12 protein-coding genes are annotated in these 12804 nt (G+C 69.8%); 11 read left to right on the forward strand and 1 reads right to left on the reverse strand.

The window, feature by feature from the left end; genetic code table 11:
- The first annotated feature begins 2 nt into the window (after positions 1 to 2).
- The 6 genes from rpsI (at position 3) to ABZ345_RS38535 (ending at position 5802) form a co-directional block, all read left to right on the forward strand.
- Positions 3 to 560 carry a 30S ribosomal protein S9 gene (gene rpsI, locus ABZ345_RS38510; RefSeq protein WP_359859841.1) on the forward strand — a complete coding sequence of 186 codons (558 nt, stop codon included), beginning with the start codon at positions 3 to 5 and terminating at the stop codon, positions 558 to 560.
- Between the two features lie 110 nt (positions 561 to 670).
- Positions 671 to 2005, forward strand: a complete 1335-nt coding sequence (gene glmM / locus ABZ345_RS38515) for a phosphoglucosamine mutase (RefSeq protein WP_359859843.1) — start codon at positions 671 to 673, stop codon at positions 2003 to 2005.
- A gap of 17 nt (positions 2006 to 2022) precedes the next feature.
- Complete coding sequence (locus tag ABZ345_RS38520; RefSeq protein WP_359859845.1) at positions 2023 to 2253, forward strand: hypothetical protein; 231 nt, start codon at positions 2023 to 2025, stop codon at positions 2251 to 2253.
- A 144-nt stretch (positions 2254 to 2397) separates the two neighbouring features.
- A complete protein-coding gene (locus ABZ345_RS38525; protein ID WP_359859847.1) occupies positions 2398 to 2691 on the forward strand; it encodes a hypothetical protein in 294 nt (97 codons plus the stop codon).
- A gap of 6 nt (positions 2692 to 2697) precedes the next feature.
- Complete coding sequence (locus ABZ345_RS38530) at positions 2698 to 5361, forward strand: hypothetical protein (protein ID WP_359859849.1); 2664 nt, start codon at positions 2698 to 2700, stop codon at positions 5359 to 5361.
- Positions 5362 to 5364: 3 nt separating this feature from the next.
- Positions 5365 to 5802 carry a hypothetical protein gene (locus ABZ345_RS38535; protein WP_359859851.1) on the forward strand — a complete coding sequence of 146 codons (438 nt, stop codon included), beginning with the start codon at positions 5365 to 5367 and terminating at the stop codon, positions 5800 to 5802.
- Between the two features lie 47 nt (positions 5803 to 5849).
- Here ABZ345_RS38535 and ABZ345_RS38540 read toward each other — a convergent pair whose 3' ends face one another.
- A complete protein-coding gene (locus ABZ345_RS38540; protein WP_359859853.1) occupies positions 5850 to 6683 on the reverse strand; it encodes a dienelactone hydrolase family protein in 834 nt (277 codons plus the stop codon).
- A gap of 133 nt (positions 6684 to 6816) precedes the next feature.
- Between ABZ345_RS38540 and glmS the strand changes: the two genes are divergently transcribed.
- Genes glmS through tsaE form a run of 5 tightly spaced genes read left to right on the forward strand, consistent with a single transcriptional unit; the run spans position 6817 to position 12748 of the window.
- Positions 6817 to 8676: a glutamine--fructose-6-phosphate transaminase (isomerizing) gene (gene glmS, locus ABZ345_RS38545; RefSeq protein WP_359859855.1), complete on the forward strand. Its 1860-nt coding sequence runs from the start codon at positions 6817 to 6819 to the stop codon at positions 8674 to 8676.
- On the forward strand, positions 8677 to 10059 hold the full coding sequence (locus ABZ345_RS38550) for an NAD(P)H-hydrate dehydratase (RefSeq protein WP_359859857.1): 1383 nt from the start codon (positions 8677 to 8679) through the stop codon (positions 10057 to 10059). It begins immediately after the preceding gene.
- 51 nt (positions 10060 to 10110) lie between these two features.
- Positions 10111 to 11196, forward strand: a complete 1086-nt coding sequence (gene alr / locus ABZ345_RS38555) for an alanine racemase (protein WP_359859859.1) — start codon at positions 10111 to 10113, stop codon at positions 11194 to 11196.
- The gene (locus ABZ345_RS38560) at positions 11193 to 12290 is read left to right on the forward strand and encodes an alpha/beta hydrolase (protein WP_359859861.1); all 1098 of its coding nucleotides are present in this window, start codon (positions 11193 to 11195) and stop codon (positions 12288 to 12290) included. Before alr ends, ABZ345_RS38560 begins: the two co-directional genes overlap by 4 nt.
- Complete coding sequence (gene tsaE / locus ABZ345_RS38565; protein WP_359859863.1) at positions 12287 to 12748, forward strand: tRNA (adenosine(37)-N6)-threonylcarbamoyltransferase complex ATPase subunit type 1 TsaE; 462 nt, start codon at positions 12287 to 12289, stop codon at positions 12746 to 12748. The genes ABZ345_RS38560 and tsaE overlap by 4 nt, the downstream gene beginning before the upstream one ends.
- Positions 12749 to 12804 lie beyond the last annotated feature (56 nt).

The raw sequence follows: 12804 nt of genomic DNA on the forward strand, positions 1-12804 counted from the left end.
CTGTGACCACCCCTGAGAACGAGACCCCTGAGGTCGAGACCCCCGAGGTCGAGGCTGAGGTTGTCGAGGCCGAGGTCGTCGAGGCTGCTCCCGAGGCCGAGGCCACTGAGGCCGAGGTCGTCGAGGAAGAAGCCTCCGCGCCGGTGGTCGTCGCTCCCTCGCTGAACGGCGCCGCGCACCTCGCGCAGACCGTCGGCCGCCGCAAGGAGGCCGTCGTTCGCGTCCGCCTCGTGCCCGGCACCGGCAAGTTCACGCTGAACGGCAAGGCCCTCGAGGACTACTTCCCGAACAAGGTGCACCAGCAGCTCATCAAGGAGCCGCTCGTCACCACGGAGAAGCCCGAGACCTTCGACGTGATCGCCAACCTGCGTGGCGGCGGCATCACCGGCCAGGCCGGTGCGCTGCGTCTCGCCATCGCGCGTGCGCTGATCGCCGTCGACTCCGAGGACCGCCCGGCCCTGAAGAAGGCCGGCTTCCTCACCCGTGACCCGAGGGTCAAGGAGCGCAAGAAGTACGGTCTGAAGAAGGCCCGCAAGGCGCCTCAGTACTCCAAGCGCTGATACGAAGCATCAGCTGTACCTGCGGGAGCAGCAGTTCACCTCGAACTGCTGCTCCCGCAGTGTTTTCCGGGTCTTTCCCGCCGCCTTGCAGTGTCCATATCGGAGGATTCATGGCCCGCTTGTTCGGCACCGACGGTGTGCGTGGACTCGCCAACGCCGATCTCACCCCTGAGCTCGCGATGTCCGTCGCCGCCGCGGCGGCGCGCGTGCTCGCCGAGCACGACCACTCCCACCGCCCGGTCGCCGTCGTCGGACGCGACCCCCGGGCGAGCAGCGAGATGCTCGACGCCGCCGTCACCGCGGGCCTCACGTCGGCCGGCGCGGACGTCCTGCGGGTCGGCGCCCTGCCCACCCCGGCCGTCGCCCACCTCGTCGCCGCTCTCGGCGCCGACATCGGTGTGATGATCTCCGCCTCGCACAACGCGATGCCGGACAACGGGATCAAGCTCTTCGCCGCGGGCGGCCACAAGCTGCCCGACCACGTCGAGGACGAGATCGAGCAGCTCATGGGCACCGGCTTCGAGCGGCCCACCGGCTCCGCGATCGGCAGGGTGCGCGACGTCACAGACGCCGAGACCCAGTACGTCGAGCACCTGCTCAAGGTCACGCCGCACCGCCTCGACGGCCTCAAGGTCGTGGTGGACTGCGCGAACGGTGCCGCGTCGGTGGCCGCACCGGACGCGTACCGCCGCGCCGGGGCCGAGGTGATCGCGATCAACGCGACCCCGGACGGCCTCAACATCAACGACGGCTGTGGCTCGACGCACATCGACGTCGTGGCCGCCGCGGTCCGCGAGCACGGTGCCGACCTCGGCATCGCGCACGACGGTGACGCCGACCGCTGCCTCGCCGTGGACGCCGAGGGCAACAGCGTCGACGGCGACCAGATCCTCGCGATCCTCGCGCTCGCCATGCGCGACTCGGGCGAGCTGTACGAGAACACGCTGGTCGCCACAGTCATGAGCAACCTCGGCCTGCACCTCGCCATGAAGGCGGAGAACATCCGCCTGCGCACCACCGCGGTCGGCGACCGGTACGTGCTGCAGGACCTCAAGGCCGGCGGTTTCTCGCTCGGCGGCGAGCAGTCCGGTCACGTGGTGCTGCCGGCGCACGCCACCACGGGCGACGGCCTGCTCACCGCGTTGCGCCTGATGGCCCGCATGGCCGAGACCGGCAAGTCGCTGGCCGACCTCGCGTCGGTGATGCGCCGCCTGCCGCAGGTCCTGATCAACGTCAAGGTCTCGGACAAGGCCGCCGTCGCCAAGGCGTCGTCGGTCAGCGAGGCCGTGGCCGCCGTCGAGGCCGAGCTGGGTGACACCGGCCGCGTGCTGCTGCGCCCGTCCGGAACGGAGCAGCTCGTGCGGGTGATGGTCGAGGCGACGAGCCACGAACAGGCTGAGTCGGCAGCGCAGCGCCTCGCGGGTGTGGTTTCCTCGGTCCGCTGAGGATCTCGGAGGGGGCCATGGGCAACATCGGACCGGTCGAGCTGCTGATCATCCTGTTCGTGCTGGCCGGCGGCCTCGTGCTCGCGGTTGTGCTTTCGTCCAGGCGCAAGAAGCCGCAGTATCCGCCGCACCAGGGCTACCCTCCGCCCCCGCAGGGCCCGTACCCACCTCAGGGCCCGCCTCCCGGTCAGCAGTGGCCCCAGCAGCCACCGCCTGGTCAGCAGCCGCCTCCACCCGATCAGTGGTGATCATCGGCACACGTCACCGGATGCCTGTTTACTAAGGCAACCGACATCGCGGAGCTCCCGTCAACGGGTGACGGGAGCTGGCACTGTGTGGCGGAACCCGATGCGGCCGAATTGCGTCAGATCGGGGACAAGGGGAGGCGAGGAATGGCTGGATTCGGCGTTTCATCCGGGGATCTCACGAAGACCGCGGGTCAGTACGAGAGCCACGGGTCGGAGCTGGGCGCGATGAAGGCGCAGATCCTGCCGGTCGTGGGGGCACCGCACGTCGGGCGCAAGTTCAAGGGCTACGAAGGCAAGTTCAAGACGCACTTCGACCGCTTGGGCGCCAACGTCGAGGCTTTCGGCAAGGAAGCCACCGCCATTGCCACGCGCCTGAAGGATGTCGCGAAGACCTACGAGTCGACCGAGTCGTCGACCACGGGCAAGTTCAAGGGATAACCAGTCGTGGCCGACCAGAACGAGATCAAGAAGCTTCTCGACGACCCGACCGTCTCCAAGGAGACCAAGCAGGCGCTCGTTCCCGCGCTCGCGGGTGCCGGTGGTTCCGAGGACGACGTCAAGCGCTACGCCCAGGCCAACGGCGTCGAGGTACCCGACAACCCCGGCGTCGGCAGCCACGTCGGCGGCTTCCTGCTGGCACCCCTCACCGGTGGCGCCAGCGAGGCCTACGTCCTCGGCAAGGAGGCGAAGTACGCCAACTGGACCAAAGAGGGCGGCGACGCCGACAAGGTCGTGAACAAGGCCAAGGAGGAGCAGCAGCTCGGCGCGAGCCAGAAGGTGCTGAACGAGGGCGGCCCCTTCCAGAACTCCAACGTGCTGCTCGACGCGGGCGCGGCAGGCCTCAAGTTCTACGAGAAGTTCGCTCCGCTCTACCAGAAGGCCGCCGAGGCCTGTGGGCACCAGGGCGGCCAGCCGGCGGACTACGGGAAGATCAAAGAGCAGTACGAGCAGGTGCGCGACATCGACCTCGCGAAGTTCCGCGAGGACGCGCACAAGCTCGACGAGTGGACCAAGCAGCTGCAGAACCACGACAACCAGCTCGGCACCGCCTGGAACGGGCTTGGTTCGTGGGAGGGACCCGCCGCGGAGTCGGCGCGGGGCTTCCACGACAAGTTCGCCACCGCCACGAAGGCGATGGTCACCGACACCGGCCGCGCGGGTGCCACGGTCATCGCAGGCGCGGAGAACATCTCCAAGCACGTCAAGGAGTTCGCGCAGCAGGTCCACGACCAGTACTCCGACAAGTGCGGCGGGATGACCGTCGAGCAGGTCGAGGAAGCGACCCGGCACGCCACCGGCGACATCATCGAGAACGACGGCGGCATCCTCGACTGGGTCTCCGGCATCGCGAACGACATCTCCGGCTCCGTGATCGGCGCGATCTGCGGCGGCCCGCTCGGTCTGCTCGCCGGGTGGGGCTGGGGCGACTGGATCAGCGACACCCGCCAGAAGATCATCGACACGGCCAAGCAGAAGCTCAAGGCGTTCTGCGAGGAGTTCGACTCCAAGAAGACCGCGTTCGACGGTTACTGCGCGAACGTGCAGGACGGCATCACCAAGGACTACGAGGCCATCGACAAGGGCCTCGAGGTCGCGATCAAGGCCAACGCGATCGCATCGGCCGGCGAGGCGCCGTCGTTCGTGGACGCGGGCAAGAAGCCTCCGGGCGGCGGTCCTCCCCCTGGTGGCGGTGGCCCTCCCGGTGGCGGCGGTCCTCCTCCCGGAGGTGGCGGCCCGCCCGGCGGCATGCCCGAGGTGCCGAAGCCGGAGAACCCTCTCGACAAGGACGGCGACGGCAAGCCGGACGTTCCCGGTGACACCGACGGTGACGGCAAGCCCGACGACCTCGACGGCGACGGCAAGCCGGACCACCCCAAGCCGGAGGAGAAGCTCGAGAGCGTCACGGTCAAGGCCGGCGACAACACGATCAAGGTCACGGAGCCCGACTCGAACGGGCACGTGAAGATGACGATCGACACGCCGAAGGGCGACCCGAAGACCTACGACCTGGACTTCAGCAAGAACCCCGAGGCCGCCAAGGCGCTGATGGGCCAGAACGGCACGCAGGCCATCACGAACATGGCGAACACGCTCACCGGTACGACCCCGTCGAACCCGACGGCACAGGCACCCGGCGCTCCCGGCAACACCCCGGCGCCCGGTGGCGGTGCGGCTCCGACGACGGGCCCGCAGGGGTCGGAGTCGAACCCGATCCCGGTCGAGGTCGGCAGCGACGGCAAGATCCACATCGAGCAGGACGGTGTGAACTTCACCGCCGAGGTCAACGCCGAGACCGGCGAGATCAACCTGACCGCGGACAACGGTGACGGCACGCCCGACCAGGTCGGCGTCGAGTTCGGGGAGGACGACAACCCCGCGGCCGCTGATGGTGCCGGTTCCGGTGGCAAGACCGACGGCCTGCGCCTCGACGACCCGCTGAACCTTCCGGACTCCGACTTCCCGCAGCAGGCCGATGGCGACATCCGCACGTTGCCGGCCGAGGCCGAGTTCCAGACCATGCCCGCGCAGGCGGCGAGCGACCAGGTCTGGAGCCCGCCAGGTCAGGACAGCGGAGCCCCCTTGGGCGAGCGCTTCCAGGAGTCCATGGGCCGCAGCTACATCGAGGACAACGGCATCATGCCGAACGTCGGCGAGCCCAAGATCTCGGCTGACGGTCCGTCGTTCGCGCACGCCTCGGACAGCACCTCCACGTCGGGCGTCTCGTTCACCGGCGGTGCCTCCGGCCACGGTGAGTCCGTCCTGGGCGGCTCGGCTCCGGAGAACGCCTGGAGCACCCCGTCGAGCGGTGACAACGGCTCCGGCTTCAGCACCAGCGCCTCCGAGGCGGGCCAGGCGGGTTCGGCGAACCTGCCGTCCATGCAGGACGCTCAGGGCCAGAGCTCGCCCGGCGCGCCAGGCGGAATGACGGGCGGCGGCATGATGGGTGGCGGCGGCATGATGGGTGGTGGCGCGGGAGGCGGTCAGCAGGGCGGCGACTCCGAGCGCGGCGCCAGCCAGTGGCGCACCACCGGTTCGCTGTTCGACGAGGACCGCGACAACAGCAACCCGCTGAGCGCTGTCCTGGGCGACGACCGAGGAGGGCACTAACCCATGTCGACCGTGGGACAGGTGGACCCGAAGATCCAGGCGTTGTTCGACGAGAACCTCGCCACGACCCGGAGTGCGAACGCCGCGGTCACCGCCAAGCTCAAGGCCGGCCAGGACCGCCTGGCCGCCGAGGCCAAGGCGCGCGAGGAGAAGCATCAGAAGGACGTCGCCGCGTCCCTCGCGTCGGCGAAGGACGTCGCCAGGCACGGCGACCAGCACCGCAAGCCTCCTCAGTGGCAGCAGCGCGACCGCTCGGCCGGCGAGATGGCGTTCGGCCCGGAGGACGACGAGGCGGGCTACTCGCCGCCGCCCGTCTCCGCGCCCGCGCCGGTTCAGCCGCCTCCGCCGCCACCCGTGGCGCCCGTGCCGATGCGTCCGCGGCGTCCGGCTCGGGTGGACGACGACGATGACGACCTGAGCGGCCAGACCTGGCTGAGCTGACGACTCACCCCTGCAGGGCACCCGCCCAGCAGGGGTGAGCTGTTTGATCAGGCAGTGCGGCTGCGCAGTGCTTCCCGCTGGAAGACGAGGTTCGCGTTCTTCGCGTCGCTGTCGAGCAGCTCGTCGTACGTGCGCTCACCGGTCAGCACTCGCAGCAGGAACGCCGTCACGAACGCGCGGCCGAGCTTGTGCGACCCGCGCTCGGCACTGCCGTCCAGCATGAGCTCGCTCCAGTGCCGTCCCTCGGTGAACCCGAGGTGCGACGCCTTGGGCAGCAACCGGAACTGCACGGGCCCGCCCCACGCCTGGGCGATCGCCTCGGAGTGCCCGACGGGCGGCGCGATCCGATCCTCGCCGGCGGCGAGGTGCAGGCCCGGCACCCGGACGTCGCGGGCGGCGTCCAGTGCGGACGGCCGCGTCTCCGTTGCGGCCAAAGTCACAACGGCCCGGACACGGGAGGCTTCCGCCGCCGCGAGCACCGCGGCACCGCCACCCATCGAGTGCCCGGCCAGTGCCACCCGAGCCGGGTCCACGCTGATGTCGCCGGTTCCCAGCCGCACGCCGGTGCAGATGTCCAAAGTGGTCAGCAGGTTCGCGGCCAGCACCCGCGACGACAGCAGCGGCCCGCGCTCCACGGCCGGCGCGGCGGCGACCACGCCCCAGGACGCCAGGTGCCGCAAAAGCCCGTGGTAGCGGCGAACGGGCTGCATCCACCCGTGTCCGAACGCGACACCGGGCAGACCCCGGCCGGCGGCCGGCGTGAAGATCACTCCGGGGAGACCGACGAGCGCGAGGTCGCCGCGCAGCACCGGGTGCGGGCCGGGCCTGCTGAGCTGCTCCAGGGCCTGTTTCGCGGTCAGCGTGATCACGCGGCGAGCCATGGGTGAACCGTAGTCGATCCTGTCGCGCGCACCACACTCAAGATTGGTCTACACCACATGGGTCGCTGACCTGCGGAAACCGGACAGCCTCACTCTGTAGGCTTACGGCCGTGGTCTAGCTACCCTGTTTCTCGTGTGCGGAATCGTGGGATACGTGGGTCACCGGTCGGCGCTGGACGTCGTCCTGGACGGGCTGAGGCGCCTCGAGTACCGGGGTTACGACTCGGCGGGCGTGGCGGTCGTCAGCGAGGGCGACCTGGCCGTCGAGCGCAAGGCCGGACGGCTGCAGAACCTGGAGACGAGGCTCGACGAGGTGGGCCGCGACAACTTCGCGGGCACCGTCGGCATGGGGCACACGCGGTGGGCGACACACGGCGCGCCGATCGACCGCAACAGCCACCCGCACCGCGACGCGACGAACCGCGTCGCCGTGGTGCACAACGGCATCATCGAGAACTTCGCCGCGTTGCGCGCCGAGCTCGAGGGGCTCGGCGTCGAGATGGCGTCCGACACCGACACCGAGACGGTCGCGCACCTCGTGTCGTTCGCCTACAACGAGGGCGAGACCAAGGGCGACCTGCCGGCGAGCGTGCGCAAGGTCGTGCGTCGCCTCGAAGGCGCGTTCACTCTCGTCTTCACGCACGCGGACGAGCCGGACCAGGTCGTCGCCGCCCGCCGCAACTCGCCCCTGGTCGTGGGCGTCGGCGAGGGCGAGCACTTCGTGGCGAGCGACGTCTCCGCGTTCATCGCGCACACCAAGGAAGCCGTCGAGCTGGGTCAGGACCAGATGGTCGTGATCACGCGCGAGGGCTACGAGGTCACCGACTTCGACGGCGAGCCCGCCGAGGCCAAGCCGTTCACGGTCAACTGGGACCTCAGCGCCGCCGAGAAGGGCGGCCACGAGTACTTCATGCTCAAGGAGATCGAGGAGCAGCCGGAGGCGCTGGCGAACACGCTGCGCGGCCACTTCTCGAACGGCCGGATCATCCTCGACGAGCAGCGCCTGTCCGACCAGGACCTGCGTGACGTCGACAAGGTCTTCGTCATCGCCTGTGGTTCCGCCTACCACTCCGGTCTCGTCGCGAAGTACGCGATCGAGCACTGGACCCGCCTGCCCGTCGAGGTCGAGCTCGCCTCGGAGTTCCGCTACCGCGACCCGGTGCTCGACCGCGACACGCTCGTCGTCGCCGTGTCGCAGTCCGGCGAGACCGCGGACACGCTGGAGGCCGTGCGTCACGCCCGTGCGCAGAAGGCCCGCGTTCTGGCTGTCTGCAACACCAACGGCGCGCAGATCCCGCGTGAGTCCGACGCCGTCCTCTACACGCACGCCGGTCCGGAGATCGGTGTCGCGTCGACGAAGGCGTTCCTCGCCCAGATCGCCGCGAACTACCTCGTGGGTCTGGCCCTGGCGCAGGCCCGCGGCACCAAGTACCCGGACGAGGTCGCCCGCGAGTTCCACGAGCTGGAGGCCATGCCCGAGGCGGTGCAGCGCGTGCTCGCCACGAGCGAGCAGGTTCGTGCGCTCGGCCGCGAGCTCGCCGACTCGAAGGCGGTGCTGTTCCTCGGCCGTCACGTCGGCTACCCGGTGGCACTGGAAGGCGCGCTCAAGCTCAAGGAGCTCGCCTACATGCACGCCGAGGGCTTCGCTGCGGGCGAGCTCAAGCACGGCCCGATCGCGCTGATCGAGCAGGACCTGCCGGTCGTGGTGGTCATGCCGTCGCCGAAGGGCCGCGCCGTCCTGCACTCGAAGCTGGTGTCGAACATCAGCGAGATCCAGGCCCGCGGCGCCCGCACGATCGTGATCGCCGAGGAGGGCGACGAGACCGTGCGCCCGTTCGCCGACCACCTGATCGAGATCCCTGCCGTCCCGACGCTGCTGCAGCCGCTCATCTCGACGGTGCCGTTGCAGATCCTCGCGGCCGAGATCGCGTCCGCCCGCGGCTACGACGTCGACAAGCCTCGCAACCTGGCGAAGTCCGTTACCGTCGAGTGAGTGAGAGGCGTCTGGCACACCGAACGCGTCAAGTCCGCTGAAGAAGAGCTCATGGCGGTGGTCCCGCCGGGCTCGTTGATGCGCAAAGCCGCGTTCGGTGTGGCCACCCACGCCCTCAGGCTCTTGCAGGGACGTCGCCGCGTCACGTTGCTCGTGGGTGCGGGCAACAACGGAGGCGACGCTCTCTGGGCCGGTTACTTCCTGCGCCGTCGCGGTGTCGCGGTGTCCGCTGTCCTGCTCTCGCCTGAGAAGGCGCACGTCGAAGGCCTCGCGGCGTTTCGGCGCGCGGGTGGCCGGATCGTCGACGAGGTCGGGTCGCCGGATCTGGTGATCGACGGCATCGTCGGGCTGTCCGCGCGTGGCCCGCTGAGGCCTGCCGCGGCTGATCTCGTTGCTTCGGTGCAGGCGCCGATCCTGGCTGTGGATCTTCCTTCTGGGATCGACCCGGACACCGGGGAGATCGCCGGGCCGCACGTCCGCGCCCACACCACGATCACCTTCGGTTGCCTCAAGCCCGTGCACGCGCTGGCCGACTGCGGTGACGTGCACCTGGTCGACATCGGACTGCGGCCAACGGATCCCGACTTCGTGCTGCTCGAGCGAGAGGACATCGCCTGGCCGGTGCCGGGCCCGTCCGACGACAAGTACACGCAGGGCGTCACGGGTGTCGCGGCCGGCAGCGCGACTTATCCAGGCGCCGCAGTGCTTTCCACGGGCGCGGCGGTGCTGGCGACCTCGGGCATGGTCCGGTACGCCGGTCCCGCCGCCGACGCGATCCGTGCGCGCTGGCCCGAGACCATCTGTACCGGCTCGATCACGGACGCCGGGCGCGTGCAGGCCTGGGTCGTCGGGCCGGGCATGGGCACGGGCAGCTCGTCGGCCGAGGTCCTGCGGTTCGTGCTGGACGCCGGGGTGCCGGTGATCGCCGACGCGGACGCGATCACGTTGCTGGCGTCGAACCCGGAACTGTGGGACGCCCGCGATCCGGACGCCGCGCTGGTCCTCACGCCGCACGACAGGGAGTTCGAGCGGCTGGCCGGACCGGTGGGCGCGGACCGTGTCGCAGCGGCTCGCAAGGCCGCTCAGCGCTTCAACGCCGTGGTGTTGCTGAAGGGCCATCGGACCGTGGTGGCGGCGCCGGACGGACGCGCGCTGGTGAACTCGGCGACGTCGTCCTGGCCCGCGACGGCCGGATCCGGTGACGTGCTGTCCGGCATCATCGGCGCGCTGCTGGCCGCCGGTGTGGACCCGTTCCTGGCCGCGGGTTATGCCGCCTACGCGCACGTCATGGCGGCCGAGTTGGCGGCGGAGGGCGCGCCGGTGCCGTCGTCGGGTCTCATGAAAGCGATCCCCGCGGCCATTCGATCGATTCGACGGACCTGAGCGCTCGCTCACACCTGGTGAGCTGCGGACTCATGGCACGATGAACAGGTTATGGCCCGTTCAGAAGTGGTAGTCGACCTCGGTGCGTTGCGGCACAACGTCGCACTGCTAGCGAGCCTTGCCCCGTCCTCGGAGACGATGGCCGTCGTCAAGGCGGACGGCTACGGCCACGGCGCGGTCGAGGTGGCGCGAGCGGCCCTGGAAGCCGGTGCGACCTGGCTCGGTTCCTGCTCCACGCAGGAAGCCCTCGTGCTGCGCTCAGCGGGCATCCGAGCGCCGATCCTGGCCTGGCTCGACGCACCGGACGAGGACCTGGCCGCCGGTATCGCCGCCGACGTCGACCTGTCCGTGTCGTCGCTGTCGGACCTGCGCAGGGTCGAGGACGCCGCCGACGAGGCCGACGCCCGTCCGCGCATCCACCTGAAGATCGACACCGGACTGAGCCGCAACGGCTGCCAGCCGCAGGACTGGCCGGAACTGGTCGAGGCCGCGAGCAAGCACGAGGTCGTCGCCATCTGGTCGCATCTCGCGTGCGCTGACGAGATTGGGCACCCGTCGATCGACCTGCAGGCCAAGCGTTTCGACGACGCGTACGACGTGGCGAAAGCAGCGGGCCTCACGCCGAAGCGGCACATCGCGAACTCCGCCGCCCTCCTCACGCGCCCGGACCTGCACTTCGACATCGTCAGGCCCGGCATCGCCATGTACGGGCTGAACCCGGTGCCGACCGGCCACGACCTGCGCCCGGTGATGAGCTATCGGTCACACGTGGCGCTCACGAAACGTATCCCCGCAGGTGAGTCGGTCTCCTACGGGATGACATGGACCGCGCAGAAGGACACGACGCTGGCACTGGTGCCCGCCGGGTATGCGGACGGTGTTCCGAGGGCACTCTCCGGCCGGATGGAAGTGCTCCTCGAGGGGAAACGCCGCCCGGTGGTCGGTCGTGTCTGCATGGACCAGATCGTCGTGGACTGCGGGAACGACGAGGTCCGCGAGGGTGCGGAAGTCGTCCTGTTCGGCGATGGGCGCCGGGGGGAGCCGACGGCGACGGAGTGGGCGGAACTGACCGGGACGATCGACTACGAGATCGTCTGCGGGATGTACCGGCCGCGGGTGCGGAGGATCTACACGTGAAGCCGGTGTGGAAGGTCGTCGGGTGGGTCAGCGGTGCGCTCGGTGCCGCCGTCGCCGGTGCTGCCGTGGCGCAGACCGCGAAGGTGTCGCACGAGCGCAAGACGGCCACCGACAGCCTTGCCGAGGAACCGTTAGGCCAACTGCGGCCCGATCGCGAGTCGACCGTGGCCGCGGACGACGGTGTGCCGATCTCCGTGGAGGAGGTCGACCCCGCCGACGGTGGCGAGGCCGACATCACCGTCGTGCTGGTGCACGGGTTCGCGCTCGACCGCCGCTGCTGGCACTTCCAGCGCCGCGACCTCGCGGAGTTGATCGACCCGCGCGTGCACCAGGTGCTCTACGACCAGCGCTCGCACGGCCGGTCCGGGCGGTCCTCGGTGGAGAACAGCACCATCGACCAGCTCGCGCTCGACCTCGACTCGGTGATCCGCTCGGTCGTGCCGAACGGGCCGCTCGTGCTCGTCGGCCACTCGATGGGCGGCATGACGATCATGGCTCTGGCCGAGAAGGAGCCGGAGCTCTTCGCCGAACGGGTGCGCGGTGTCGCGTTGATCGGCACGGCCGCCGGAGCGGTGGGCGGCGCGGGGCTGCCCAAGTCCGTGCTGTCGCGGTACAACCCGGTGACGCTCGGCATCGGCCGGCTCGCCGGTGTGCAGCCCGCGCTCGTCGAGTGGGTGCGCAAGGGCACGAAAACCCTGACGTGGAGCGGCATTCGCGCGCTGGCGTTCGGTGACCGCAAGGTGGCTCCGTCCCTTGTGGACCTGATGGAGAAGATGATCAACGGGACGACGGTGAAGGTGCTCACCGAGTTCCTGGAGACCCTCGGCACGCACGACCGCTACAAGGCGCTGGCGGGCCTCAGGCACTGCGACGTGCTGATCCTGAGCGGTGACGCGGACAAGCTCACGCCGTTCTCGCACGCCGAGCGGATGGCCGAGGAGATGCCGCACGCCACCCTCGTCCGGGCCCCCGGTGCCGGGCACATGGTGATGATGGAGCAGGCTGATCTCGTCAACGACCACCTGGTCGCGCTCGTCGAACGCTGCGCGGCCGATCGCGGAGAGAGTCGGAAGAAGTGGTGGCGCCGAGCGTGAAGACCGTCGAACTGCCCCTGGTGGAGGACACCGAGGAGTTCGGCCGCAAGCTGGGTGAAGTCGTGCGGGCAGGCGATCTCCTGCTGCTCGCCGGGCCGTTGGGTGCCGGGAAGACGGCACTGGTGCGCGGGCTCGCGCGCGGCCTCGGCGTGCAGGGCAGGGTGTCGTCGCCGACGTTCGTCGTGGCCCGCGTCCACGAGCCCGCGGAGGGCGGCCGGGGCGTGCGGCTGGTGCACGTCGACGCATACCGGCTCGGGGGTCACCTGGACGAGCTAGACGATCTTGATCTGGACACGGATCTGGTCGATGCCGTCGTCGCCGTCGAATGGGGCGAGGGCGTCGCGGAACGCCTGAACGAAGATCATCTGCTCATTCGCCTCGAGCGCGGAATCGACGACGTTCGCACGGCTTCGTTGATCCCGCACGGCGAGTGGGCCGCACGTACCCTTCCCGCGTGATGATCCTTAATCTATCGGGTGACGTCCATTAAGGACAGAGCGTGACGGGCCGATGA

Origin of the sequence: Lentzea sp. NPDC005914 (genome assembly GCF_040629405.1) — a bacterium.
GTDB lineage: Bacteria > Actinomycetota > Actinomycetes > Mycobacteriales > Pseudonocardiaceae > Lentzea.